Annotated in this window: 20 protein-coding genes and 1 tRNA gene; 12 read left to right on the forward strand and 9 right to left on the reverse strand. The window is 72.8% G+C overall.

Annotated features, from left to right (window positions below; genetic code table 11):
- Positions 1-49: 49 nt before the first annotated feature.
- Positions 50-754, forward strand: coding sequence for a FadR/GntR family transcriptional regulator (locus ABD241_RS19185; RefSeq protein ID WP_344066594.1), 705 nt, complete (start codon positions 50-52; stop codon positions 752-754).
- A 251-nt stretch (positions 755-1005) separates the two neighbouring features.
- Here the strand turns inward: ABD241_RS19185 and ABD241_RS19190 are convergent, their stop codons facing one another.
- A complete protein-coding gene (locus ABD241_RS19190; RefSeq protein WP_344066597.1) occupies positions 1006-3228 on the reverse strand; it encodes an NADP-dependent isocitrate dehydrogenase in 2223 nt (740 codons plus the stop codon).
- 166 nt (positions 3229-3394) lie between these two features.
- Here ABD241_RS19190 and ABD241_RS19195 point away from each other — a divergent pair, with 166 nt between their 5' ends.
- Entirely contained in the window at positions 3395-4768 is a 1374-nt protein-coding gene (locus tag ABD241_RS19195) for a serine hydrolase domain-containing protein (RefSeq protein WP_344066600.1), read from the forward strand.
- A gap of 19 nt (positions 4769-4787) precedes the next feature.
- Here ABD241_RS19195 and ABD241_RS19200 read toward each other — a convergent pair whose 3' ends face one another.
- Both ABD241_RS19200 and ABD241_RS19205 read right to left on the reverse strand, forming a co-directional pair.
- Entirely contained in the window at positions 4788-6149 is a 1362-nt protein-coding gene (locus tag ABD241_RS19200; RefSeq protein WP_344066603.1) for a glycoside hydrolase family 3 N-terminal domain-containing protein, read from the reverse strand.
- A 277-nt stretch (positions 6150-6426) separates the two neighbouring features.
- Positions 6427-7155 carry a TetR/AcrR family transcriptional regulator gene (locus ABD241_RS19205; RefSeq protein WP_344066606.1) on the reverse strand — a complete coding sequence of 243 codons (729 nt, stop codon included), beginning with the start codon at positions 7153-7155 and terminating at the stop codon, positions 6427-6429.
- A 101-nt stretch (positions 7156-7256) separates the two neighbouring features.
- Here ABD241_RS19205 and ABD241_RS19210 point away from each other — a divergent pair, with 101 nt between their 5' ends.
- Positions 7257-9029 carry an MFS transporter gene (locus ABD241_RS19210; RefSeq protein WP_344066609.1) on the forward strand — a complete coding sequence of 591 codons (1773 nt, stop codon included), beginning with the start codon at positions 7257-7259 and terminating at the stop codon, positions 9027-9029.
- A 25-nt stretch (positions 9030-9054) separates the two neighbouring features.
- Here the strand turns inward: ABD241_RS19210 and ABD241_RS19215 are convergent, their stop codons facing one another.
- Positions 9055-11142, reverse strand: a complete 2088-nt coding sequence (locus ABD241_RS19215) for an MMPL family transporter (protein WP_344066612.1) — start codon at positions 11140-11142, stop codon at positions 9055-9057.
- Between the two features lie 63 nt (positions 11143-11205).
- Here ABD241_RS19215 and ABD241_RS19220 point away from each other — a divergent pair, with 63 nt between their 5' ends.
- Complete coding sequence (locus tag ABD241_RS19220; protein WP_344066615.1) at positions 11206-11778, forward strand: MarR family winged helix-turn-helix transcriptional regulator; 573 nt, start codon at positions 11206-11208, stop codon at positions 11776-11778.
- An 18-nt stretch (positions 11779-11796) separates the two neighbouring features.
- Here ABD241_RS19220 and ABD241_RS19225 read toward each other — a convergent pair whose 3' ends face one another.
- The 3 genes from ABD241_RS19225 to ddaH are packed head-to-tail and all read right to left on the reverse strand — an operon-like array spanning position 11797 to position 14712.
- Positions 11797-13044 (reverse strand): NAD(P)/FAD-dependent oxidoreductase, encoded by a 1248-nt coding sequence (locus ABD241_RS19225; RefSeq protein WP_344066618.1) that lies wholly within the window; start codon positions 13042-13044, stop codon positions 11797-11799.
- Positions 13034-13891 carry a tryptophan-rich sensory protein gene (locus ABD241_RS19230; RefSeq protein WP_344066621.1) on the reverse strand — a complete coding sequence of 286 codons (858 nt, stop codon included), beginning with the start codon at positions 13889-13891 and terminating at the stop codon, positions 13034-13036. Before ABD241_RS19230 ends, ABD241_RS19225 begins: the two co-directional genes overlap by 11 nt.
- A 50-nt stretch (positions 13892-13941) precedes the next feature.
- On the reverse strand, positions 13942-14712 hold the full coding sequence (gene ddaH / locus ABD241_RS19235) for a dimethylargininase (protein WP_344066624.1): 771 nt from the start codon (positions 14710-14712) through the stop codon (positions 13942-13944).
- A 124-nt stretch (positions 14713-14836) separates the two neighbouring features.
- On the opposite strand from ddaH, the gene ABD241_RS19240 reads away from it, so the two are divergent.
- From ABD241_RS19240 to ABD241_RS19270, 7 genes are all read left to right on the forward strand, one after another.
- The gene (locus ABD241_RS19240) at positions 14837-15625 is read left to right on the forward strand and encodes a MerR family transcriptional regulator (protein ID WP_344066627.1); all 789 of its coding nucleotides are present in this window, start codon (positions 14837-14839) and stop codon (positions 15623-15625) included.
- Between the two features lie 79 nt (positions 15626-15704).
- Positions 15705-16739, forward strand: a complete 1035-nt coding sequence (locus ABD241_RS19245; protein ID WP_344066630.1) for an aspartate-semialdehyde dehydrogenase — start codon at positions 15705-15707, stop codon at positions 16737-16739.
- A gap of 75 nt (positions 16740-16814) precedes the next feature.
- Positions 16815-17474, forward strand: a complete 660-nt coding sequence (tmk, locus tag ABD241_RS19250) for a dTMP kinase (RefSeq protein WP_344066633.1) — start codon at positions 16815-16817, stop codon at positions 17472-17474.
- Complete coding sequence (locus ABD241_RS19255) at positions 17471-18631, forward strand: DNA polymerase III subunit delta' (RefSeq protein ID WP_344066636.1); 1161 nt, start codon at positions 17471-17473, stop codon at positions 18629-18631. The genes tmk and ABD241_RS19255 overlap by 4 nt, the downstream gene beginning before the upstream one ends.
- A gap of 211 nt (positions 18632-18842) precedes the next feature.
- The gene (locus ABD241_RS19260) at positions 18843-20423 is read left to right on the forward strand and encodes an alpha/beta hydrolase (protein WP_344066639.1); all 1581 of its coding nucleotides are present in this window, start codon (positions 18843-18845) and stop codon (positions 20421-20423) included.
- Complete coding sequence (locus tag ABD241_RS19265; protein WP_344066643.1) at positions 20417-22171, forward strand: alpha/beta hydrolase; 1755 nt, start codon at positions 20417-20419, stop codon at positions 22169-22171. The genes ABD241_RS19260 and ABD241_RS19265 overlap by 7 nt, the downstream gene beginning before the upstream one ends.
- Complete coding sequence (locus tag ABD241_RS19270) at positions 22102-23892, forward strand: alpha/beta fold hydrolase (RefSeq protein WP_344066646.1); 1791 nt, start codon at positions 22102-22104, stop codon at positions 23890-23892. The genes ABD241_RS19265 and ABD241_RS19270 overlap by 70 nt, the downstream gene beginning before the upstream one ends.
- Positions 23893-23968: 76 nt before the next feature.
- Here ABD241_RS19270 and ABD241_RS19275 read toward each other — a convergent pair whose 3' ends face one another.
- Positions 23969-24895, reverse strand: a complete 927-nt coding sequence (locus tag ABD241_RS19275; RefSeq protein WP_344066997.1) for an NADP-dependent oxidoreductase — start codon at positions 24893-24895, stop codon at positions 23969-23971.
- Positions 24896-25191: 296 nt separating this feature from the next.
- On the opposite strand from ABD241_RS19275, the gene ABD241_RS19280 reads away from it, so the two are divergent.
- A tRNA-Thr gene (locus ABD241_RS19280) sits at positions 25192-25268 on the forward strand.
- A 247-nt stretch (positions 25269-25515) separates the two neighbouring features.
- Here the strand turns inward: ABD241_RS19280 and ABD241_RS19285 are convergent.
- The gene (locus ABD241_RS19285; protein WP_344066649.1) at positions 25516-26088 is read right to left on the reverse strand and encodes a dihydrofolate reductase family protein; all 573 of its coding nucleotides are present in this window, start codon (positions 26086-26088) and stop codon (positions 25516-25518) included.
- Positions 26089-26127 lie beyond the last annotated feature (39 nt).

A 26127-nucleotide genomic window follows, 5' to 3' on the forward strand; every position in this document is an offset into this window, starting at 1 on the left:
TTAAAGATGGGCTGGGTCGCCCAGACCGGTCGTGTGACAGGCTGAGCCCGTGCCGATCGACCGCCGACCCGCCCTCCACGCGAGCGTCCTCGACGCCCTCGGTCGCCAGATCGTCGGGGGTGAGCTGGAGGCGGGCACCGTGCTCCGGATCGACCAGCTCGACGAGCACTACGGGGTGTCCCGCTCCGTCGTCAGCGAGGCGATCCGGGTCCTGGACTCCATGGGCCTGGTCGAGGCCCGCAAGCGCCTCGGCGTCCGGGTGCTGCCCCGCACCTCCTGGAACGTCTTCGACCCCCGGGTGATCCGCTGGCGCCTCGACGGGCCAGGGCGTGAGCAGCAGCTGCTCTCACTCGGGGACGTGCGCCGCGGCATCGAGCCGGTCGCCGCCGAGCTCGCCGCCGCGCACGCGACTCCGGACCAGTGCGGGGCCCTCGTGGGGGCGGTCATGCAGATGGCCGTGCACGCGAAGTCCGGCGACCTCGAGGCCTACCTCGGGGCCGACCAGCTCTTCCACGCAACCCTGCTCGCGGCCTCCGGCAACGAGATGCTCGCCGCCCTGGCCGACGTCGTCGGCGAGGTGCTCGCCGGCCGCACCCACCACGACCTCATGCCTGCCACGCCGAACCCGGTGGCGGTGCGGCTGCACGGCGACGTGGCCGAAGCGGTGCAGTCCGGCGACGGCGCGGCCGCGGCGGCAGCCATGAACGCGATCATCGCCGAGGCCAGCGACGCCCTCCGCGACGCGGACGCCTAGCCCGCTGCTCGCGTACGTATGCCGCCCGGCTCGACCGGACGACAGTGCCCACTCGACGTGGCGGCCGGCGTACGAGAGCTGCTCCTTGGCGCGGGTTCGGTCCTGTCCCGGGGCCCGATGACGAACCGAACTGCGCCGCGGCGCGGTTCCCGGCCCCGACCCACTCGACAGCGTGGGGCGCCAACGAAAGTGCCCACCCGACTCCGTGAGTCGAGTGGGCACCTCCGCACGGCGCTCGGCCGTCGCTGCGCTCAGGCGAGGGCGTCGATGATCTCGTTGAAGGTCGTCGACGGACGCATCACCGAGGCGACCTTGTCGGCGTCGGGGCGGTAGTAGCCGCCGATGTCGACCGGGTGGCCCTGCGCGTCGACGAGCTCCTGGGAGATCGTGTCGATGCTGTCGGCGAGGGCCTTGGCGACGGGGGCGAACGTCTCGGAGAGGCCGGCGTCCTCGGTCTGCTTCGCCAGCTCCTGCGCCCAGTAGAGCGCGAGCCACACGTGGCTGCCGCGGTTGTCGATCTGGCCGACCCGGCGCGCCGGGCCCTTGTTCTCGTCGAGCAGCGTGCCGGTGGCGCGGTCGAGGGCCTCGCCGAGCACCTTGGCCCGCGCGTTGCCGGTGACGCCGGCGAGGTGCTCGAAGCTGACGGCCAGCGCGAGGAACTCGCCGAGGCTGTCCCAGCGCAGGTAGTTCTCCTGCACCAGCTGCTGGACGTGCTTCGGGGCCGAGCCGCCGGCGCCGGTCTCGAAGAGGCCGCCGCCGTTGATGAGCGGCACGACCGAGAGCATCTTGGCCGACGTGCCGAGCTCGAGGATCGGGAAGAGGTCGGTCAGGTAGTCGCGCAGCACGTTGCCGGTGACCGAGATCGTGTCCTCGCCCTTGCGGATGCGGTCCAGGGAGAAGGCGATCGCGTCGGTCGGCTTCATGATCTCGATGGTGAGGCCCTCGGTGTCGTGCTCGCCGAGGTACTCCTTGACCTTGGCGATGAGGTGCGCGTCGTGGGCGCGGTCCTCGTCGAGCCAGAAGACGGCCGGCGTGCCGGTGGCGCGGGCGCGGGTCACGGCGAGCTTGACCCAGTCGCGGATCGGCACGTCCTTGGTCTGGCAGGCGCGCCAGATGTCGCCGGCCGAGACCTCGTGCTCGAGCACCGTCGAGCCGGACGAGTCCACGACCCGCACCGTGCCGTCGGCCGGGATCTCGAACGTCTTGTCGTGGCTGCCGTACTCCTCCGCGGCCTGGGCCATGAGGCCGACGTTGGAGACGGAGCCCATCGTCGCGGGGTCGTAGGCGCCGTTGGCGCGGCAGTCGTCGAGGACGACCTGGTAGATGCCCGCGTACGAGCTGTCGGGCAGCACGGCCAGCGTGTCCTGCTCGGCGCCGTCGGCGTTCCACATGTGCCCGGAGGTGCGGATCATCGCCGGCATCGACGCGTCGACGATGACGTCACTCGGGACGTGCAGGTTGGTGATCCCCTTGTCGGAGTTGACCATCGCGATGGCCGGACCGTCCTCGAAGCCCTTGGCGACGGCGGCCTCGACCTCGGCCCGCTCGTCGGCCGGCAGTCCCTCGACGGCCTTGAGCACGGCGCCGAGCCCGTCGTTGGGGGAGGCGCCCACGGAGGCCAGCGCGCCGGCATACGTCTCGAAGACGTCGGGGAAGAAGGCGCGCACGACGTGGCCGAAGATGATCGGGTCGGACACCTTCATCATCGTGGCCTTGAGGTGCACGGAAAAGAGGACGCCCTCCTCCTTGGCGCGCTTGACCTGCTCGGAGAGGAAGTCGCGCAGCTTCGCGACGTCCATGAACGTGGCGTCGACGACCTCGCCGGCGAGGACGGGGATCGAGTCCTTGAGCACCGTCGTGGAGCCGTCGTGGCCGACGAGCTCGACGCGAAGGGTGTCGTCGGCCGGGATGACGACGGACTTCTCGTTGTGGCGGAAGTCGTGTTCGCCCATCGTCGCGACGTTGGTCTTGGAGTCCGCGCTCCACGCGCCCATCGAGTGCGGGTGCTTGCGGGCGTAGCTCTTGACCGACGCGGGAGCGCGGCGGTCGGAGTTGCCTTCGCGCAGAACGGGGTTGACGGCCGAACCCTTGACCTTGTCGTATGCCGCCCGCGCCGCCTTCTCGTCGTCGGTGGTGGGGTTGTCGGGGTAGTCGGGCAGGGCGTAGCCGGCGGCCTGCAGCTCGGCGATCGCGGCCTTGAGCTGTGGGATCGAGGCCGAGATGTTGGGCAGCTTGATGATGTTGGCCTCGGGCGTCTTGGCGAGGGCGCCGAGCTCGGCCAGGGCGTCGCCGATGCGCTGCTCGGGCTTCAGGGCCTCGGGGAAGGAGGCGATGATGCGACCGGAGAGCGAGATGTCACGGGTCTCGACCTCGACGCCGGCCTGCTTGGCGAAGGCCGAGACGATCGGCAGCAGCGAGGCCGTCGCCAGTGCGGGCGCCTCGTCCGTGTGCGTGTAGATGATTGTCGAGTCCAACGCGGGTGCTCCGTTCGGGTTGCTGGTCGTGCCGAGATCCGAGAGGCGGGTCCCGAATAAATCTTGATGTCAAGATATCCGATGCGCAGCGGCCGTGGGGCCGCCGTCCCATCCTGCCGGGGTGGCCCGCACGGCGCCACGTTCGGCCCCTCCTAGGCTGGCGCGGGTGAGCACCGACCACCGCCACGACTTCGACGTCGACCCGAGGACCGCACGCCACCTGCACCAGCTGCTCGCCACCGAGCAGGTGAGGGGTCGGCTGCCCTCGGTGGCGGCCGGGATCGTGCGCGACGGCACCCTCGTCTGGTCCGACGCGATCGGCACCGTCGACGGCCGCGCCGGAGGGGTGGCTGCCGACACCGACACGCAGTACCGGATGGGGTCCATCACCAAGACCTTCGTCGCGGTCGCCGTCCTGCGCCTGCGGGACGCGGGGCGTCTGGACCTCTCTGACCGCTTCGACGAGCACGTGCCGAGCTCGCGGATCGGCGCGGCGACCATCGCGCAGCTGCTCTCGCACGGCGGGGGAGTGCAGGCCGAGACCAACGGGCCGTGGTGGGAGCGCACGCCCGGGGGTGACTGGGAGGCGCTCGCCGCCTCGCCGGTCTCCCAGCGCTTCCGCGCGGGCCGCCGCTTCCACTACACCAACGTCGGTTTCGCGGCCCTGGGCGAGCTCCTCGCCAGAGCCCACGGCGAGGACTGGTACGAGGTCGTGCGCCGCGAGCTGCTGGCCCCGCTCGGCATGACTCGCACGACGACCCGGCCCGCGGGCAAGGCCGCCCAGGGCCTCGCGGTCCACCCGTTCGCCGACGTCCTGCTGCCCGAGCCCGAGCACGACGCGGGCGTGATGGCTCCGGCCGGTCAGCTCTGGACGACTGTCGAGGACCTGGCCCGCTGGGCGGCGTTCGCGGGCGGCGACACCGGGGACGTGCTCTCACCCGACACCCTCGCCGAGATGTACGAGCCGCACACGGTCGTCGACGACCCGGGCCAGCCGTGGACCACCGCGCACGGCCTCGGCTGGCAGGTCTGGAACGTCGGGGGCACGAGGTATGCCGGTCACGGCGGTTCGATGCCGGGCTTCCTCGCGGGACTGCGAGTCGACGTCGAGACCGGTGACGGCGTCGTCGTCGTCACCAACACGACGAGCGGCCTCGGGCCGGTCGGTCCCGAGCTGCTGAAGGTGTTCGTCGAGCGCGAGCCGCGCACGCCCGAGCCGTGGCACGCCGCCGGGGACCCGTCGGTGCTCGACCTCGTCGGGACCTGGCACTGGGGCCCGTCGGTCTCGACGGCCAGGGTCGTCGGCGGGCACCTCGTCCTCGGCGAGCCGGGCAAGGCCCGGGGGTCGCGCTTCGCGCCGGCAGGCGCCGACGAGTGGGTGGGCCTGGACGGCTACTACACGGGTGAGCCGCTGCGCGTGCTCCGCTCGCCCGACGGCACACCGACCCACCTCGACCTGGCGTCCTTCCGCTTCACGCGCACGCCCTACGACCCCGCCGCTGACGTGCCGGGCGGTGTCGACGAGCAGGGCTGGCGCTAGGGCCGCGGCCGCGGCCCGGTCAGAGCTGCGTCACGAGGTAGCGCTGGAGTCCTGCGACCGTGCGCGCGTTCCAGGTGGTGGCCCCGTCGTGGTAGAGCCACAGGTAGGTCTGCAGCGCCGCGACCGAGCGCGCGTCCCACACGCCGGTGACCGGTGTTCCGGTCCGGGCCTGCAGGGCCCGGATGGTGGTCGCGTCGAAGACGCCGGTCTGTGCGATGCCGAGCCACCGCTGCAGGGCCGTCTTGGTGAGCGGCCCGAAGTAGCCCGTGACCGGCAGGCGTGGTGCGAGCAGCCCGTACTGCGCCTTGACGGTCAGCACGCGCATCACGGCGGACTGCACCCATCCGCGGAAGACGGCGTCGGTGGCGGCACGTGCGGTCACGGCGCTGACCATGGCGGGGATGGTGTACGGGTTGACGGTAAGCACCACGTCTCCACCCGCGCCGATGAAGTCGACGGCCCGGGCGCCGAGCGACCAGGCGGCAACCTGCCTGGCGTTGCCGAGGTCGTCGCTGACGACGATGCCGGTGAAGCCGAGGTCTCCCCGGACCATCCCCCGAATGACGGTGCTGGAGAACGCCGCCGGGTGGTACGGATCGATCCGCGAGTAGTACGCGGAGGACACCATGAGCAAGTGCGCCCCGGCGCCCAGGGCCGCCCGGAACGGCGCGATGTCGGCCGAGGTGCGCGTGGTCACCGTGTCGGTCACCCCCGCGGTCGTGTCGGTGTTGCCGGCCACACGTCCGAGGCCGGGGAAGTGCTTGGCGGTCATCGCGAGGCCGTACGCCTGCATCCCCCGCAGGAACGTCGTGCCCTTGTCGGCGACGACCGCCTGCGTGTAGCCGTACTCCCGCTGGTAGTAGCCGATGGGCTTGTTGTACGGGGCGAAGGCCTGCGAGACGGTGTCCATCACGGGGGCGAGGTCGACGTCCACCCCGGATCGCATCACCTGGGCGCCCCACGACGTGGCGTATGCCGTGAGCGTCGTGTCAGCCCACGTGCCCTGGGTCAGGGCGGTCGGCATGCGGGAGAAGCCCGTCCCCTGGAGGACCTGGACGTAACCGCCCTCCTGGTCGGCGGCGATGAAGAGGGGGACCCCGCCGGTCGCCGTCGCCGTCGCCAGGTTGTCGGCCTGGCCGGCCAGGTAGCGCACGGGCGGTGCGCCGGACGTCGTGCGCCCCGTCAGCACGAGGTTGCCGACGTGGTAGGTGCTGATGGCGCTCGTCGTGGCGGAGCCCAGCCCGGTCACGGGGCCGCCGACCATGAACAGCTGACCGATGCGCTGGGCCGTCGTCATCCGGGCGTACACGGTGGCGGCGAGCTGGGCCGGCGTGGCGGAGAGCGCGACCGCGGTGCCGGGCGCGACTGCGGTGCCGGGCAAGGCGGCGCTGCCGGGAGCGGCGGCGGCAAGGGAGCTACCTGGGGAGCTACCTGGGGAACTGCCGTGGCCGGCGCTTGTGTCGACGCCCGGGCCCTGCCCAGGGCTGCACGCGCAGACCCCGAGGGTCAGGAGCGTGGCGATCGAGCCGGCGGCGAGGAGGGGCTGAGGGCGGGAACGCATGGCGATCCACCTGCGATTCAGGAGAGCTCGGCGCGACGTGCTCCCAGTCTACGGCGGGCGAAAGCGGTCAGAGGGCGTTTTCGGGACGCCTCGTCGGTCACCCCCTCGAGCGCCGGACGAGGGCCTCGATGCCGTCGAGCAGGAGCCCGAGACCGTAGGCGAACTCCTCGTCGAAGAAGTCCTCGTCGTCGTCCCCGACCTCCGAACCGGCCGCCGTGAGCCGGGGGAAGGCGTCCTTATCGACGAGTGAGCCGATGAGCTCGAGGTAGCCGCCCTGGGGGGTGCCGGGGTCGGCCGGCCCGGTGAGGCCCATCTGGATCGTCTGGCGCACGTGGTTCTGTCCCCAGCCGTCGATGGCGAGCAGGGCCGAGAGGCGCTGCTGGCTCGTGAGGGGCAGGCCCTCCAGGGCCTCAAGACCTGACTCGGTCCACCGGATGAGATTGGGGGTCAAGGGCGGTGACACCTGTCGCACCTCGGTGGCCCAGGGGTGGGCGAAACGCCGTGAGCTGATCTCTCGCGCCCACCGGGTGATGCGGTCGCGCCAGCCGTCCTCCGGGCCGAAGCGCAGGTCCGGGGGCCCGTAGGCGACGTCCAACATCACCGCACCGAGCTCGTCCTTGCTGTCGACGTAGCGGTAGAGCGACATCGTGGTGAAGCCGACCGCGGCGGCCACGCTCTTCATCGAGACGGCGTCGAGGCCGTCGGCGTCGGCGATCGCCACGGCCGCCGCCCCGATCTCCTCGATGCTGCGGCCCGGCCTGGGTCCGCGTCGGCCCCGGGGCTCTCGGTGCCACAGCAGCTGGAGGTAGCGCGGCAGCTGCGTCATGCGGTCATCCTAGCCAACTGCTTGCGGGATACGCAGATACGGCGGTAGTTTCCGCGTATCTCATAAACACTATGTGTCGTACGCAGATAAGGAGTGTCCTGATGACCGTCTCTTCTCCCGTCGCAACCCGTGCCGGGCGTCGCGAGTGGACCGCCCTGGCGGTCCTCTGCCTGCCGCTGCTCCTGGTCTCGATGGACGTGTCAGTGCTGTTCTTCGCGGTGCCACACATCGCCGAGGCCCTGGCCCCGAGCGCCACGCAGCTGCTGTGGATCTTCGACGTCTACGGCTTCGTCCTGGCCGGGCTGCTCCTGTCGATGGGCGCGCTCGCCGACCGCATCGGGCGACGCCGCCTGCTGCTCCTGGGCGCCCTCGCCTTCGGCGCCGCCTCGGCGCTGGCCGCTCTTGCCCCCACGGCCGGCTGGCTCATCGCCGCCCGTGCCCTGCTCGGGGTGGGCGGCGCCACCATCATGCCGAGCACGTTGGCGATCATCCGCTCGCTCTTCGTCGACGACCGAGACCGGGCGCGCGCCGTGGGCGTCTGGTCCGCCGTCCTGGCGGGCGGTGTCGGTATCGGGCCCGTGGTGTCGGGCCTGCTGCTCGAACGCTTCTGGTGGGGATCGGTGTTCCTCGTGAACGTGCCGGTCATGCTCGCCCTGCTCGCCGTGGCACCGTTCGTGCTGCCCGAGTCCCGGTCGGCCGTCGGCCGGGTCGACCTGCCGAGCTCGGCGCTCTCGCTGCTGGCCGTCCTCCCGCTGGTCCACGTCCTCAAGGAGCTGGCCGCGGACGGCTGGTCGCCGAGCCTGCCCGCGTATGCCGTCGTCGGCGTCGGCGCGGCAGTCGCCTTCGTGCGCAGGCAGTCCGGGCTCGAGTCCCCGATGGTCGATCCGCGACTCTTCGCCCACCGCGGCTTCGGCGGCTCGGTCGCGGTCCAGGTCATCGGCATGTTCGGCCTGATGGGCAACGCAGTGCTCCTGACGCAGTACCTCCAGTCGGTGCTCGGCTACTCCGCCCTCGCGGCGGCGCTGTGGAGCCTCCTGCCGTCACTCGTCGTGGGGGCGGCAGCGCCGGCCGCGGTGGCGGTCTCGCTGCGCACCGGACGGCCGGTCGTCATCGCGTCCGGGTTCCTTGTCGCCGCAACAGGTTTCGCCGCCATGCGGCTCGTCGAGGCGGACTCGTCGATCGGGGTGGTGCTGGTGTGTGCCTCGCTCGTCGCCATGGGGCTGGTGTCGGTGAGCGCCCTGGTCACCGAGTACGCGATCGGCGTGGCCCCTGCCGGGCGCACGGGTTCCGTCTCGGCGCTCGTCGAGACCGCGGGCGAGCTGGGCGGTGCGCTCGGGATGGCCGTCCTGGGCAGCGTCCTGGCGGCCGTGTATGCCGCCCGCCTCGACGTCCTGCTGCCGGCCGGCAGGCCCGGCGGGCTGTCGGCCGGGGCGCGCGAGTCGGCGGCCCAAGGGCTGGGCGAGGCGGTCGTGGTGGGCTCGCGGCTGGGCGGGGCGCAGGGCGAGCGGGTGCTGGCAGCCGCGCGGACGGCATACGTCGACGGGATGCATGCGGGGTCCTCGTCGCGGCCGCGCTGCTGCTCGGCGGCGCGGTGCTGGCGCTGCTCGCCCTGCCGCGGCGGGCCGAGGCCTCGGTCGGGAGCTCCGAGGCTGCGGCGATCTCGATGCTGTCACCGGGCTCCTGAGGCGCCGGCGCGGAGCCCGACAGGGGCGTGGGCCACGCACCGGAAGGGAGTCCGGCGCGTGGCCCACGGTGTGCTCGGCCGACAGGAGCGGGGCCGGCCGGGCGTGGAGGTGAGACGTGCGGTCACCAGGTGGCAGCGCGCCTCAGCACCAGAGTTGACGATGAGTCCGTGCAGCGTTGTGCTGAGATGAAGTCAACGGGGGGAGAGCAGGCGTGTCAAGGCTTTGTCGAACCTTTGCCAACGAGCTCCGGGGCGGTGGTCGCGCCGGACTCCTCCTGCCGTGAGGCGCTCGGGGTCGGGTGCGGTCGGCGTGGCCACCAGAACCGGTCGCCGAGCACCACGGCGATGGCCGGCACGAGCAGCGTGCGCACGACGAGCGTGTCGAGCAGCACACCGACGCAGATGATGACGCCGATCTGGGCGAGCACGACCAGCGGGAGCACGCCGAGCACCGCGAACACCGCGGCGAGCAGGATCCCTGCGCTCGTGATGACGCCACCGGTGGCCGCGAGGCCGCGCAGCATGCCCGTTCTCGACCCGTGCGTCCGTGACTCCTCGCGGGCTCTCGTCACGAGGAAGATGTTGTAGTCCACGCCGAGCGCCACGAGGAAGACGAAGGCGAAGAGGGGCGCGCTGTCGTCCAGCGCCGAGAAGCCGAACACCTTGGTGAAGATCCACCACGAGGCGCCGACGCTGGCCAGGAACGTCGCCACCACCGTGGACACGAGGACCAATGGGGCCACCACCGAGCGCAGGAGCAGGCCGAGCGCGAGCAGCACCAGGGCGAGCACGATCGGGAAGATGACGAGGCGGTCGCGAGCCGAGGCCTCGGCCTGGTCCAGGGCCACCGCCTCCGTGCCCGCGACGTGGCTCTGCGGGTAGCCGGCGACGGCGGCCCGCAGGGCCCGGACGGTGTCGGTGGCCTGCTCGGAGCCGGGAGCCGCGTCGATGACGGCGTCGACCTCGGCGACGCCGCTGCCCTCCTTGGCCACGCGGGCTCCGGCGATGCCCGGGACCCGCTGCACGGCGGAGGCGACGGCGCTCGGGTCGGCGGTGGTGACCACGACGGCCGGGTCCGCGCTGCCGGCCGGGAAGGACCGGGCCAGTCGCTCGCTCGCCGCGATGGCCTCCGGCTTCTTGAGGAACTGGTCGGAAGACTTCAGGCCGGTGTCGATCGCCGCGAGCCCGGCGGCCATGACGGCCAGCACCACGAGGGTCACGCCGATGATCCGCTTAGGGTGTGCGGCGACCCGGTCGCCGACCCGACGCCAGAGGCTGTGCCCGTCGGCGAGGGCCGCCTCGCCCTCACGCGGGATGCGCGGCCAGAACACCCACCGCCCGAAGCTGACGAGGACGGCGGGCAGCACCAGCAGGACGAAAGCGGCGGCGACGACGACGCCGACGGCGCACGCGAGCCCCAGCCCTCGGGTGGCGGGGAAGAGCGAGAGCAGCAGTGTGAGCAGGCCGATGACGACCGTGACGGCGCTCGAGAGCACCGCCTCCGCCGTGCGACGCAGCGCCACCGACATGGCCTCCCGGCGGTCGCTGTGGCGGCGCAGCTCGTCGCGGTAGCGGGAGATGAGCAGGAGGGCGTAGTCGGTGCCGGCGCCGAAGACGAGGACCGACAGGATGCCGATGGTCGACTCGTCCCAGGTGATGGAGAATGCCGCGAGCGTGTGCGTGGCGAGGACGGCTGCGAGTCGGTCCGCGACGCCGACGACGAGCAGCGGCAGGATCCACAGCACGGGGCTGCGGTAGGTCAGGACGAGCAGGAGCGCGACGACGGAGGCGGTGGCGATGAGCAGGCGCGTGTTGGCGCCCTCGAAGACCGCGGCGAGGTCGGCCTGCACGGCCGCCGGGCCGGTCACCTGGGCCGACACGCCGTCGGGCAGGTCGCCCTTGACCGCCGAGCGGATGTCGGCCACCCGCCTCGCCGTGCCGGATGCGTCCTGGCCGTCCACGGGCACGACGGCGAGGGCCGCCGTGCCGTCCTGGCTGCGCTGCAGCGGCGCCCGGCCCGCGTCCGGCAGGGCGGCCACCCGGGCCTCGATGGCGGAGACGTCGGCAGGCGAGAGCTTCCCGGACTCCCGGCTGAACACCACGACGGCGCTCGACCCCTCGCCCTGCGGCAGCCGGTCGCGCAGCGCGGTGGCGGCGGCGCTGTCGGAGCCGATGGGAAGGGCGTCGGTCGAGGCTGCCGTGCGCGTCGCCTCGCCCACCGCCCCGACGACGCCGAGCGCCCCGGCAAGGGCCAGCAGCACGATCGCCACGGCCCACCACCTGCGCGTGATCCTGTCGGTCACCCTGTGCACGCCACACCTCCGGATAGGATGAGTAACTGGGTTACTCAGTAGATTACTAAGTTGGTGAGTGACATTAGCAGCAAGAAGACTGACGGCAAAGAGCCGGCCCCCGGGCGTACGCGCCGGGCCGGTGATGCGGTGACGCCCGACGGGCGGTCGGCCCGGCCCTCCGGGCCTCCGGAGGTCGGCCTCGTTCCGGGCGTGCCCCAGTGGCGCACGACGGGCACGCTGTCGGCGCTGCAGGAGCTCGTCGAGGTGTCCGAGAGCGTCCCTGCCGTCGTGGCGCGCCAGGCCGGGCTCAGCACCTCCGAGCTGCACTCGCTGCGCCACCTCATGCGTGGGCCCCTGGGACCGGTGGACATCGCCCGCCTCCTGGGCGTGACGTCGGCGGCGTCGTCCGGCGTCGTCGACCGGCTCGTGCGGCACGGTCACGCAGAGCGGCGGTCGCACCCCGACGACGGGCGCCGCACCGAGGTCGTCATCACCGACAGCGGCCGCGCCGAGGTGCTGGCGCGCATGACACCGATGTTCGAGAGCCTGGCCGCGCTCGACGCCACGCTCAGCGACCACGAGCGAGAGGTCGTCGAGCGCTACCTGCGCGGTGCCACGGCTGCGATGAAGAGCCTCATGCGCTGACGGTCGCCGGTGCAGGCGTCAGAGGCTCGCGTGCACCGCCTCGGCGGCGCGCTGCCCGGAGACGAGGGCGCCCTGGATCGACGGGGTGTCGCGGTGGTCGCCGCACACGAACACGCCCTCGCCGAGGGCGACCGGCGAGCGCACGTCGAGTGGCGGGGGCATCGCAGGGAGGGCGGCCGCGATGCGGTGACGGACCACGGTCCGCCAGCCGGTGGTGTCGCAGCCGTAGATCTCGCCGACGTGGCGCAGGACGTCGCCCTCCGGGGCGTCGCCGTCGGGCCGGTCGAGCAGGCACGTCGCCTCGACGAGGTGCCGGGTCGGCGGGGCGTAGCTCGGGGCGGCGGCGGTCATGACCGCCGTGTTCCACACCGGTCCGGGCGCGGTGGGGCCGTCACGGCGCCCGTCGACCGCCACGAGAGGCAGGCGGGTCGGTGGCTCCGGCGCCTCGAACCACCACGTGACCAGGCCACGGGTGTCGCGGTCGGGCAGGGCAGTCAGCTGTGCCGCACCGGCCGGGTCGGTCGCCACGACGGCGGCGCGCGCACGCAGCGGGGCGCCGTCCACGCGTACGTCCACCCCGTCGCCGGCCGGCGTGACCGACTCGACGCGGCTGCGTAGCCGCACGCGGTCACCGAGGGACGCCGCGAGCTGCCCGGGCAACGCCTGCATCCCCGTCGCGGGGACCGCCGGACGCCCCAGTGCGAACATCCGCACGAGCAGCTTGGTGAAGGTGGCCGAGGATCGGCCGTGGCTGTCGACGAGCACGCCGGCGAGGAACGGCTCGAGGACCTCGCGGCGCAGCCGCCCGGTGACGCCGGCCGCGTCGAACGACTCCGCGAGGGTGGCGTCCTCCTGCGCCATGACGCCCTTCGGGTCGACAAGTACGCGTGCGGCCCAGCGGGCGAGCGCGGCCAGCTCGCGGGGGTCGAGGTAGCCGCTGCGCAGGGTCCGGCCGAGCAGGGCCGGTTCGCGGACCGGGTCCGCCACCACGCGCAGCCCGACGGGTCGGCGCACGAGGACGCCGGCGCCGAACGGCTTGAGGTCGAGCGCCTCGACGTCGACCCACCGCTTCACCGCGGGGTAGGCCGGGTTGAGCACCTGGAAGCCGCGGTCGCAGCGGAAGCCGTCGACGACGTCGGTGCGGATGCGGCCGCCGACCGCGTCGCCCGCCTCGAGGACGAGCGCCTCGTGTCCGAGCTCGCCCAGCCGCTGTGCGCACCTCAGCCCGGCGAGACCCGCCCCGACGACGACGACGTCAGCGTCCACCGAGGTCCTGCGTCCGGTGCCAGCGCTGGGCTGCGGCGAGGACGACCAGGGCGGCCACGACCGCGGCGATGCCGGTCGCGGGGGAGCGCGGCTCGTCGCCGAGGCGGCCGACCGCGATCCACGCGAGCCCCCACGCCATGGCGGCCGCGACGGCCCAACGGCCGCCCAGGCGACGGGCCAGGACGACCCCGAGCCCGGCGGCCACCGCCACCACCACGACGGCGGCGACCTGGTTGCCGGTCGCGCCGAGGTCGACGCCCGAGTCCACCAGTGCCGCGGTGACGTTGGCGCAGGTCGCCACGGCGACCCAGCCGAGGTACAGCCCGAAGGTGCCGTCGAGCAGCACCCGCTCCCACGTCGAGCGGGGCGCCTCGCGGGTCAGCCGGAGGACGAGCAGCCCCAGGGTGAGGGCGAGCGCGACGATGACCACGACGCTGACCCAGATCCAGCCCTGCTGGGTGACGAGCAGCCACAGCGCGTTGAGCACCATGGAGGCCGCCGCGAGCCACCCGGTCGAGCGCACCCGCTCGCGAACGGCGTTGGCGGGCGCGAGCTGCCACACGGCATACCCGAGCAGGCCCAGGTAGATCGGGGTCCAGATGGAGAAGGCCGGGCCGGCCGGCGCGACAAGGGTCGCGGTGGCGGCGAGGGCGCCGCCCGAGGACTCCTCGACGCGCGTGCCGAGCACGCCGATGCCGAAGAGCGTCCCGACGACGCAGAAGATCTCGGCGCCCACGACGGCGAACCGCCGCGTCTGGTCAGCGGTGCTCAGCGGGCTGGTGGGACGGGCTGCGGTCGCGGTCACGTCGATCTCCTCGGTCGCGAGGTCACTCTGACGATTGCTCACTCACTTAGCGATTTTAACAGAGTGCGCCCACGTCGCCACGGGCGGCGGCGCTAGCCGCGCAACCGCACCGAGAGGCAGGTGACGCAGCCCTCGAGCTTCTCGAACTCGGAGATGTCGACGGTGGACACGTCGTGGCCGAGCGAGGCGAGCAGCTGCGCCGTGCGCGGCGCGGAGGCCGACATCAGCACCGACAGGCCGCCGAGGAGCACGACGTGGGCGCCGGACTCCTCGGGGACGGCGAGGAACCGCGGCCACACCGTGGGGTCGTCGACGAGCGGCGGGTAGCCGATGACGGTGCCGTCGGGCAGCGCCGTGACGGCGGACTTCAGGTGCAGCACCTTCGACACGGGCACCGGCACCACCTCGACCCGGTGACCCTCCAGCGCCGCCCGCAGCTGCTCGACGCCCGCGAGGTTCGTCCGGCCGCCGACGCCGACCCAGACGTGGTGCCCGTGCTTGAGCACGTCACCGCCGTCGAGGGTCCCCGGCTCCGTGATCTCGACCGTGCGGTAGCCGTATGCCGCCACGGCCTCCCGCAGGCCGGCGCGCTCCCCGCGTCGCTCCGGAGCCCCCGACCGGCACAGCACCGCGACGTCGCCGTGCACGACGACCTGGTCCTCGACGAAGACGCCGTCCGGGCAGCCGTCCACCGGCGGTGCCTCGACGACCGACCAGCCGCGGCGGCGCAGCACGTCGCAGTACTCCTGCCACTGCCGCAGGGCCAGCTCGCCGTCGACCGAACCCGACCGCTCGATGTGCGTCACGATCCCGTCCGCGAGTCGGGGCGAGGGGCGGCGGACGAGCGCGAGGCGACGGTGCACCCGCTCACTGTAGGGGCGGCATACGGTGGGTCCACCAGCGCACTGCGGTGCTCGACCGGGCTCTGCCGCCTCTGTGGCACAAGGGGCTTGACCCTCACGCGACGTGAGGCGCGACGCTCGGTGCATGACCGGAAGGACGCAGCAGATGACCACCTGGACGGTGGGGCAGGTCGCCGACCTCTTCGGCGTGACGGTGCGCACGCTGCACCACTACGACGAGATCGGCCTGCTCGTCCCGAGCGGGCGCTCGCGGGCGGGCTACCGGCTCTACACCGACGGAGACCTCGAACGGCTGCAGCAGGTCGTGGTCTACCGGCGGCTCGAGCTGCCGCTCGAGCAGATCGCGACCCTGCTCGACAGCGGCGAGGACGCGGCCGAGCACCTGAGGCGACAGCGCGCGACGGTCATGTCCCGGCTCGACGAGCTGCACGAGCTCGTCGCGGCCATCGACCGAGCACTGGAGAGAGAGATGACGAACCAGCCAGCCACCCCCGAGGACCTCAAGGAGCTCTTCGGCGACGGCTTCCAGGACGAGTACCAGCAGGAGGCGCAGGAGCGCTGGGGCGAGACCGACGCGTGGAAGCAGTCGGCTTCGCGCACCAAGCGCTACACCAAGGGCGACTGGGAGCAGGTCAAGGCCGAGATGGACGCCGTCAACGCGGCCTTCGTCGCGGCACTCGACTCAGGACAGCCGGCCACCAGCGAGGCGGCCATGGACGCCGCCGAGCAGCACCGCCGGCACATCCACGACCGGTTCTACGACCTGAGCCACGACTTCCACCGCGGCCTGGCCGACATGTACGTCGCGGACCCGCGCTTCACGAAGACGTACGAGGACCTCGCACCCGGCCTCGCGGCATACGTCCACGACGCGATCCACGCCAACGCCGACCGCCACGCGACCGCCGACTGAGCGTCGGGCGACGGCCGACGCGCGACCGACAGGTGAACGCGGCGGGGGAGGGCCACCTCCCTCGCCGTAACCTTGGCCCATGCGAGTCGGAGTCTTCGGTGCAACCGGTCAGGTCGGCGGCGTCATGCGTGCCCTTCTCGAGGAGCGCGACTTCCCGGTGACGCAGGTGCGCTTCTTCGCGTCCGAGCGGTCGGCCGGCACGACGCTGCCGTTCAAGGGCGAGGACGTCGTCGTCGAGGACTCCGCGACCGCGGACTTCTCCGGCCTCGACATCGCCCTGTTCTCCAACGGCGGCGCCGCCTCCAAGGTGCTCGCCCCCAGGGTCGCCGCCGCCGGCGCGACCGTCATCGACAACTCGAGCGCCTGGCGCAAGGACCCCGAGGTCCCGCTCGTCGTCTCCGAGGTCAACGCCGACGACCTGCGCGAGATCCCCAAGGGGATCGTCGCCAACCCCAACTGCACCACCATGGCCGCCATGCCGGTGCTGAAGCCCCTGCACGACAAGGCCGGGCTCGTGCGCCTGCACGTCAGCAGCTACCAGGCCGTCAGCGGCTCGGGCGGCAAGGGCGTCCAGGAGCTCGACGGGCAGCTGCGCGGGGCGTATGCCGCCGGCGACCCCGCCGGCCTCGCCCTCGACGGCCGCGCGGTGGCCGTGCCCGACCCGAGCGTGTATGCCGTGCCGGTCGCCTTCAACGTCGTGCCCCTCGCGGGGTCGGTCGTCGACGACGGCTCGCTCGAGACCGACGAGGAGCAGAAGCTGCGCAACGAGTCGCGCAAGATCCTGCACGCCCCCGACCTGCGCGTCTCTGGCACGTGCGTGCGCGTGCCGGTCTTCACCGGCCACAGCCTCGCCATCCACGCCGAGTTCGAGCGGGACATCACGCCCGACGAGGCGCTCGACCTGCTCAAGAACGCCCCCGGTGTTCTCGTCACCGACGTGCCCAACCCGCTCGAGGCCGCCGGTCGCGACGAGGTCTTCGTCGGCCGGGTCCGCACCGACCAGGCCGCCCCGGAGGGCAAGGGCCTCGTGCTCTTCGTCGTCGGCGACAACCTCCGCAAGGGCGCGGCCCTCAACGCCGTCCAGGTCGCCGAGGAGCTCCTCGCCCGGCGCTGACGGGCGCTGACGGGCAGCGACGGACGCTGGCGGGCGGTGACGGGCACTGACGGTGGGGTCGCATAGGCTCGGGCCGTGACGGAGAACCTCGCGGCAGCGACCCATCGAGCCGACACCGCCCCGGGGCTCTTCGTGTGCTTCGAGGGCGGCGACGGCGCCGGCAAGACCACCCAGGTGCGCCTGCTCACCGAGGTGCTCCAGCAGCAGGGGCGCGAGGTCGTCGTGACCCGGCAGCCCGGCGGCACGCCCCTGGGGGAGCAGATCCGCGAGCTCGTGCTGCACGGTGACCACGTGTCGCCCCGGGCCGAGGCGCTGCTCTTCGCCGCCGACAAGGCGCACCACGTCGACCAGCTCATCAAGCCGGCGCTCGCCGAGGGCAAGGTCGTCATCACCGACCGCTACGTCGACAGCTCGGTCACCTACCAGGGCGCCGGCCGGGCCCTGGGCCGCGACGAGATCATGGCCCTGCAGCACTGGGCCGTCGGCGGCCTGCTGCCCGACCTCACGATCGTCCTCGACGTCCTGCCCGAGCTCGGTCGCGAGCGACGGGGCCACGCCCCCGACCGGCTCGAGTCCGAGGCGGACGCCTTCCACGGTGCGGTCCGCCGCGGCTACCTCGAGCTCGCTGCCACCGACCCCGAGCGCTACCTCGTGCTCGATGCCAGCCAGCCCGTCGAGCGGGTCCACGCCGCCGTGCTCGACGGGGTCGACCGGGTCGTCACCGCACGCCGATGACCGTCTGGGACGACCTCGTCGGGCAGGAGCCCACCATCGAGACCCTGTCGCGCGCGGTGGCCGACGAGTCGGCGATGACGCACGCGTGGCTCTTCACCGGGCCGCCCGGGTCCGGCCGCTCCACGGCGGCCCGTGCGTTCGCGGCCGCGCTGCAGTGCCCGGAGGGCGGCTGCGGGCAGTGCCGCGAGTGCCGCACCGCCCTCGACGGCAGCCACGCCGACGTCAAGGTCGTGGCCACCGAGGGCCTGTCGATCAAGGTCGCCGAGGCCCGTGCCCTCGTCCAGGAGGCGGCCCTGCGCCCGTCGGTCGGCCGCTGGCGCATCATCATCATCGAGGACGCCGACCGCCTCACCGCCTACACCGACGCCCCCGCCGACGCGCTGCTCAAGGCCCTCGAGGAGCCGACGCCGCGCACCGTCTGGATGCTCTGCGCCCCGAGCCTCGAGGACGTCATCGTCACCATCCGCTCGCGCTCGCGGCACGTGCGCCTGCGCACGCCCCCGGTGGAGGCGGTCGCCGACCTGCTCCAGCGCCGCGACGGCGTCGACCCGGCCATGGCGCTGTATGCCGCCCGCGCCGCCCAGTCGCACATCGGCCTCGCTCGCCGCCTGGCTCGCGACGAGCAGGCCCGAATCCGGCGTCGTGACGTCATCGCCATGGCGACGAAGATCATGGGCATCGGAGACGCCATCGGCGCCGCGGCCGACCTCGCCCAGATCGCCGAGGAGGAGTCGTCGGCCTCCAGCGCCGAGCGCGACGCGGCCGAGCGGTCCCGGCTCATGGAGACCCTGGGGGCCGACCCCACCGCCCGCACCCAGCCGCCGCACATCCGCTCGCAGCTCGCGGCCCTCGAGCGCGAGCAGAAGATGCGCGCCACCCGCTACGGCCGCGACGTCGTCGACCGGGCCCTCGTGGACCTCACCTCGATCTACCGCGACGCGCTCGTGCTGCGGCTCGGCTCCGACGTCGACCTCGTCAACCCCGACGCCGTCGACAAGGTGCGCGCCCTCGCCGGCGTCTTCGCCCCCGAGCAGCTGCTCGGGGCGATGGACGCCATCAACGAGGCCCGCGACCGCATCAACGCCAACGTGCCGCCGCTGCTGGCGCTCGAGGCCATGGCGCTGCAGCTGCGCGTGCCCCGCGAGCTCGGCCTCTGACCGACCTCCGACCAGCGCGAGCCCCCATCGGATCGTCGTGCCGGTCGGCGTCGGCCGGCGTCGGCCGGCGTCGGCCTGCGTCGGCCTGCGTCGGCCTGCCGCGGAACCCTGCGTGCCCTCGCGACCCGGGCACCCGGCATACGGCCTCGATGCGGTCACGAGCCCTGGACGCGGGAGGCCGCTCGCAGGTGCACCCGTTACGGTTTCGGGCATGACGAGTCGTCCGGCCGCCACCGCCCGTGCCCGCTCCGCCGCCGTGTCGGCGCTCGTGCCGGTGCTCGTCGCGGCCCTCGCCTCGGTGCTGGCCCTCGCGGGCTGCACGAGCACCTCCGGGGAACCGGTCGTCGCCACCCCGGGCGCCGGCCTCCCGGCGGCCACGGCGGCACCGACCTCGGCCCTCGCCCGCTACTACACGCAGAAGCTCGACTGGAAGAAGTGCGGCAACCTCGAGTGCGCCGACCTGCGCGTCCCCCTCGACCACGCAGCACCCGACCCGGCCAAGGACCTCACGATCAAGGTGGCGAGGGTCAAGGCGCTCGACCAGTCCAAGCGGCTCGGCTCCCTGCTCGTCAACCCGGGCGGTCCCGGTGCCTCCGGCGTCGCGTACGTGCGCAACGGCGCCGAGACGATCGGCGGACCCCAGGTGCGCCGCTACTACGACCTCGTCGGCTTCGACCCCCGCGGCGTCGGGGGCTCCGACCCGATCGACTGCCTCGGCGACAAGGCCCTCGACCGCTTCCTGGCCACCGACCCGACGCCCGACACCCCGGCCGAGGAGCAGGCGTGGCTGGCGCAGTCCAAGGACATGGCGGCGGGCTGCCAGGCCGCCTCCCCGGACCTGGTCAAGCACCTCTCGACCGCTGACGCCGCGCGCGACCTGGACATCCTCCGCGCCGCCGTCGGCGACCCCCAACTGAACTACCTCGGCAAGTCCTACGGCACCTTCCTCGGGTCGACCTATGCCGACCTCTTCCCCAAGCGGGTCGGACGCATGGTCCTCGACGGCGTCGTCCCGCCCGACCTGACCAGTGCCGAGCTCGGTGAGGGCCAGGCGCGCGGCTTCCAGATCGCGACCCAGTCCTACGTGGAGGACTGCGTCAAGCAGGACTGCCCGCTCGGCAGCACGCCCGAGGCGGCCCTCAAGGGTCTGGACGACTTATTCCAGGAGGTCGACCGCCAGCCGCTGCCCACCGGCGACCCGAGCGCCCCGCTGCTCACCGAGGGCTGGGCCCGCATCGGGGTCGCGGTGGCGCTCTACGACCAGGGCTCGTGGGGCATCCTCACCGACGCCCTGCGGGAGGCGAAGTCCGGCAACGGCCAGAGCCTCATGCAGCTCGCCGACGCCTATGCCGAGCGGCGCCCCGGCGGCGGCTACGACGGCAACCTGATGGAGTCGATCTACGCCGTCAACTGCCTCGACCGCCCCGACAGCCCGAACCTCTCCGCCTACGAGAAGTACGCCAAGGACTTCTCGGCCAAGGCCCCGACGTGGGGCGCCAACCTCGCGTGGGGCGCCCTCCCGTGCGGCGTCTGGCCGGTGAAGTCGACCGACCTCCCGCACAAGATCAGCGCCCCCGGCAGCAACCCCATCGTCGTCGTCGGCACGACGCGCGACCCCGCGACCATCTACGAGTGGTCGAAGCGGCTGCGCGACCAGCTCGACAACGCGGTCCTCGTGTCCTTCGACGGCGACGGCCACACCGCCTACGGCCGCAGCAACACGTGCGTCGACAGCGCCATCGACGACTACTACGTGCAGGGGCGCGTCCCGAAGGACGGCCTCCGATGCTGAGCGAGCCACCACGCCCCGACGACCTCCCGGACGGCCCGACGGGGTATGCCGCCCTCCCGCCCGACTACCCGCCGCCCCCGCCGGGTGCGGGCGACGGCACCGCCACCGCGCCGCCTCCCGGTGGCCGCGTGCCGCGCTCCTCCCTGCGCCGCGTCCTGGCCGCGGTGGCCGTGCTCGCCGTCGTGGCCGTCGCCGTGCTCGCGGTCTGGCGGGTCGGCAACCCGCCGCCCGTCGCCCAGCCAGGCGTCCCGGTCCCCGCCTCGAGCGCCTCAGGCGTGCCCACCCCCTCGACGCCAGGGGCGCCCTCGCCCGGCAGCTCCCTGCCGCGGGACTACCCGGCGGCCCTGAGCGCCTTCTACACGCAGCGGCTGACCTGGTCGCCCTGCTCCGACAACCCGCAGCACCAGTGCACGACGATGCAGGTCCCGGTCGACTACGCCCAGCCGGGCGGCGACCGGTTCACCCTCGCCCTGCGCAAGGCCCCGGCGACCGACCCCGGGAAGCGAGTCGGCTCGCTCGTCATCAACCCCGGCGGCCCCGGCGCGTCGGGGGTGGAGTACGCCCAGTACGCGTCGTTCGTCTTCTCGCCGGCGGTGCGGGCGGCATACGACATCGTGGGCTTCGACCCGCGCGGCATCGGCGCCTCCAGCCCCGTCCGGTGCCTCACGAACTCCGACATGGACCTGCTCTTCAGCGCCGACCCGACCCCGGACTCGCCGGCCGAGCGCTCGCAGCTGCTCGCCGACGTCGACGGCGTGACGAAGCGCTGCGCGGCCCGGGGCGGCGTGCGCGCCCGGCACATGAGCACCGCCGAGGTGGCTCGCGACATGGACGTCATGCGGGTCCTCCTCGGCGACCCGAAGCTCAACTTCTTCGGTGGCTCCTACGGCACCTTCCTCGGCGCGATGTACGCCGACGCGTTCCCCAAGAAGGTCGGGCGGATGGTGCTCGACTCCGCGATGTCGCCGAACCAGACCGACCAGCAGGAGATGACCTACGACATCCAGGGCTTCGAGTCCTCGATCGACGCCTTCATCGCCTGGTGCGTGGCCCGCCCCGACTGCGCGCTCGGGCGTGACAAGGGCGCGGCCCGGCAGAAGATCGTCGACCTGCTCGACGCGGTGGAGAAGACGGGCCTGACGACGACGAAGCCGGGCCTGTCCCGCATCGGCGAGGGCTGGGTCGGCTTCTCGATCTTCATGTGCCTCTACTCCGACACCTCGTGGCCCACCCTCAACCAGGGGCTGGCGCAGGCCTTCACCGGGAAGGGCGACATCCTGCTGGCCAAGGGGATGTCGGTCGTCGAGCGCAGCAGCAGTGGCGCGTACGCACCGAGCACCTACCTGCAGGCGATGCTGCCCGTGCGGTGTGCCGACTGGCCGAGGTCCAGGACGGACGCGTCCGTCCTCGCGGCGCAGCAGAAGGCGAAGGCCGCCCACCCGCTCTGGGCCCGGATGACCGGTGAGCTCTACGACAACTGCCGCGACTGGCCGACGCCCGGACGCACCGAGAAGGGCACGACCCTCGCCGTGGGCGCCGACCCGATCCTCGTCATCGGCAACCAGCGCGACCCGGCCACGCCCATCGGCGGCACGAAGCAGCTCGCAAAGGACCTCGACTCGGGCATTCTGCTCACTTCAGACCATGACGGGCACGGCACCTACTACGCTGGCAACCCGTGCGTGGACTCCGCCGTGGACGGGTACCTGCTCAGGGGAACGGTGCCGGCCGACGGAACCACCTGCTGAGCCGGCTGCTCGCGCCCCTCGTCTCCGTCGCGGTCCTCGCGACACTGCTCCTGCTGGCCGCGGCCCCTTCGCGGGTGCCGGACGCAGCCGCTCCGGCGACCACGGCGGGCACCACGAGCGACTCGTTGCGCCCGACGTCGGAGCTTTCGACGCCCTCGGCCACCAACGCGCCCACGAACGCGCGCACGAACGCGCCGACCGGCGGGCGGGCCGTGGCGGACGCCAAGGCACCGGGAGGGGCCACGACGCCGGTCACCTTCACCGGTCCGGTCGACCCCGAGCCGCCCGCGCTCCGCGCGTTCTACGGCAAGGCGGTCGCGTGGACGCCCTGCACCGACGACGACACCTTCGACTGCGGCACCGTCAGGGTGCCGGTGGACTACGAGCAGCCCGGTGGCGCGACGACGACCGTGGCGCTGCGCCGGCTCGCGGCCTCGGGACCCGGAAGCCGCATCGGCTCGCTCTTCATCAACCCGGGCGGTCCCGGAGGCTCCGGCATCGAGTTCGCGAAGGCCGCGCCCGACGTCTTCGACGACGCCGTCCGGGAGCGCTACGACATCGTCGGCTTCGACCCGCGCGGCATGGGTCAGTCCGATCCCGTCCACTGCCTGTCGGACGCCGACCTCGATGCGATGTATGCCGCCGACCCGACCCCGGACACGCCCGCGGAGCAGGCTGCCGCGCACCGCGCACCTGCTGCCCTCAACCGGAAGTGCCTGGCGCAGGGCGGCCCCCTGGCGGCGCGGATGGGCACCGAGTTCGTCGCACGCGACCTCGACATCCTCCGCTCCGCGGTGGGCGACGAACGGCTCAACTACTACGGCGTCAGCTACGGCACGATGATCGGAGCGCTCTACGCCGACCTCTTCACCAGCAGGGTCGGGCTCATGGTGCTCGACTCCGCGGTCGTCACGGACGCGATCGACGGTGGCGCGCCGAGCCAGCAGGAGGTCGACGCGTCGGCGCGCGGGCGCGCCTACGACTTCGACGACGTGGTCGACGACTTCGCCACCCAGTGCGGCGCGAGCACCTCCTGTCCACTGGGCACGAGCACGGCCGCGGTGTCGCGCTCGCTCGTCTCCTTTCTGGACCGGCTGGACCGGAGGCCGCTCCCGACCGGCATCGACTCGCTACCGCTCCTGACCGAGGGGTGGGCCCGTACGGCGATCGCCTCCGGCCTGCGGGAGCCCAGCTCCTGGCCCGGCCTCGTCGACGCGCTGGACGCCGCCGTCAACGCTGACGACGGCGAGGCCCTCGCATCGTTCGCCATGCTCCTGACCGAGCGCACCGAGGACGGCACCTACCCGGCGACGACCTTCGGGCGCTCCCACCTGCTCGTCACCTGCTCGGACTGGCCTGCCACACCCTGGCAGACGGCGGTTCCAAGCACGGACGTCCTCGAGAACCACCCGCTGTGGGCGCGCGTCGAGCCGCCGGCCACCGACCCCTGCACCGGCTGGCAGGGGGTGCGCCGCAACACCCTGCTCGTCGCGGCCGAGCCGGCGACGCCCGTGCTCGTCATCGGCAACGAGGACGACCGGACCACGCCCATCCAGGACACCCAGGCGCTGTCCGGGCAGATCTCGCGGTCGCGGTTCGTCACGGTGAAGGCGGCCGGGCACGGGGCGTACGGCAACGACAACGACTGCGCCGACGCTGTCGTCGACGGCTACCTGGCGGGCCAGCGCGCGCCCGAGAACGGCTACGTCTGCGGGAGCTGACGGGATTGCTCGGGCCGGGCTGCCCGCGAGCGGAACCCTGCCTGGCGAGCGGAACCCTGCCTGGCGAGGTCCCGGCTCAGTCGGTGGAGACCTGCACGACGATCTTGCCGGCCGCGTGGCCCTCGGCGCTGAGCCGGAAGGCGTCGGCGAGCTGGGCGAGCGGGAAGGTGCGGGCCACCGGCACGGACAGCTCACCCTTCTCGACGAGCCGGGTCAGGTGCGTCAGGTCGTCCCCGTCGGGTCGCACCCAGACGTAGTGGCCACCGGCCTCGATGACCGACGCGTCGGCGATCGAGCCGTGCCGGCCGCCCTCGGCGAGCACGGCCTCGGTCACCTCGAGCACCCCGCCCACGAAGTCCGCCACCGCGTCGACACCGTCGGGTGCCAGCGCCCGGACCCGCTCGACCACTCCGTCGCCGTATGCCACCGGCTCGCCGCCGAGCTCCCGCAGCCGTTCGTGGTTGCGCTCGGAGGCGGTGCCGATGACGCGGGCGCCGAGCGAGCGCGCGATCTGCACGGCGAGCGAGCCGACCCCGCCGGCGGCGGCGTGGACGAGGACGGTGTCGCCCTGCCCGACGTCGAGGCAGTTCAGCAGGCGCAGCGCGGTGAGCCCGGCGAGCGGGAGGCCGGCCGCCTCGTCCCACGACATCGACGCGGGCTTGCGGGCCAGGGCGCGGACGGGGACGGTCACGAGCTCGGCGAAGGTGCCGCCGTGGACGTAGTCCTTGCGCGCGTAGGCGAGCACTTCGTCGCCTGCCGAGAACTCGGGCGTGTCGAAACCGACCGCCTCCACGACGCCCGACACGTCCCAGCCCGGGACCACCGGGAAGCGCACGTCCATGACGGCGTCGAGACCGCCGGACATCAGCTTCCAGTCCACCGGGTTGACCGACGCGGAGCGCACGCGCACGAGCACCTCACCGGGACCGACCTTGGGCCGCGGCTGCCGGGTCAGCGCCAGCACCTCGGGTCCGCCGTAGGTCTCGTACGTCATGGCCTGCATCGTGTCGGCGGCGACCGTCGCGGTGTCGGCGGCGGTGTCTGCGTCGGTGTCTGCGTCGGTGTTGCTCGTGCTCTCTGGCATCGGGTCCACTCCTGGTTCGTCGACGAGCCGGTGTCGGCTCTCTCCTGAGGGTCAAGGCGCACCGACCGGACGGGCATTCCCGGAGGTCGCGGCGGGTCCGTCCGCGGCCTCGTCGGTGCGCCGGGACGGCTCTGTCGGCGGATTTTTCTCCCGTGGGGGTCGTGCGTATACTCAACGTCCGTGTCCGGTTGCGCTCGCCGCAGCCCGCACGACCAGCCGCTTTAGCTCAGTCGGCCAGAGCGATTCACTCGTAATGAATAGGTCGTCGGTTCGATTCCGACAAGCGGCTCCACGCATCACCACAGGTCAGGCCCCCAACTCGCCAGAGTCGGGGGTCTTTGCCTTACCTGCGACGGTGGCCCCGGATGCCCCTGCGGTGCCCCACCGCACAGGGCGAGCCGGGCTACAACGGCGGACGGTGGCAGGTGCACAAGGTCTCGGCCCCGCCTGGGTACGCCGCCGCACTGGCCGCAGGAGACCTCGACTCCAACGGCGTGCTGGACTCGGCCGACGACGTCAACGCAGCCCTCCGGGGGCGGTCAGCGGAGGACGTCGAGGACCTGCTTCTGGATGCCGTTGGCGTAGACCTGGTGCTCGAGGAGGCGTAGCCGTTGCGCGGTGATGTCGGCGTCGCTGAACAGTGACTTGCCGGCGCCGAGCAGCACCGGGAACACCAGCAGGTGGTAGCGGTCGATCAGGCCGGCCTCTTGCAGCGCGCGGTTGAGCGTGGCGCTCCCGTGCACGAGCAGCGGGTCGCCGTCGGTCTCCTTGAGCGTGGCGACCTGCTCGAGGGAGCGGAGGATCGTCGTCTCGCCCCAGTCATCGACGAGGTCGTCCTCCTCGAGGGTGGTGGAGACGACGTACTTGGGCAGGGTCTTGTAGCGGGCGAACTCCGCCATGCCGGGCCACGCCGGCGCGAACAGCTGGTAGCTCCGGCGCCCCAGCAGCAGGGCGCCCGCCGCCTCCTGCTCGCGGCCCTTGAGCTCGTAGGCCTCCGGCAGGAACTCGACCGTCTTGAAGGTCCACTGGGTGTCGTGTAGCCCCGGGTCGCCGCCGGTGGGGTCGAGCTTCCCGTCGAGCGAGACGAACGCGGTGGAGATCAGGGTGCGCATCGGCGTCCTCCTTCACAGTTGGTGATGACGCTTCGTCAC

The organism is Terrabacter lapilli, assembly GCF_039531305.1.
In the GTDB taxonomy this organism is placed as follows: Bacteria; Actinomycetota; Actinomycetes; order Actinomycetales; family Dermatophilaceae; genus Terrabacter; species Terrabacter lapilli.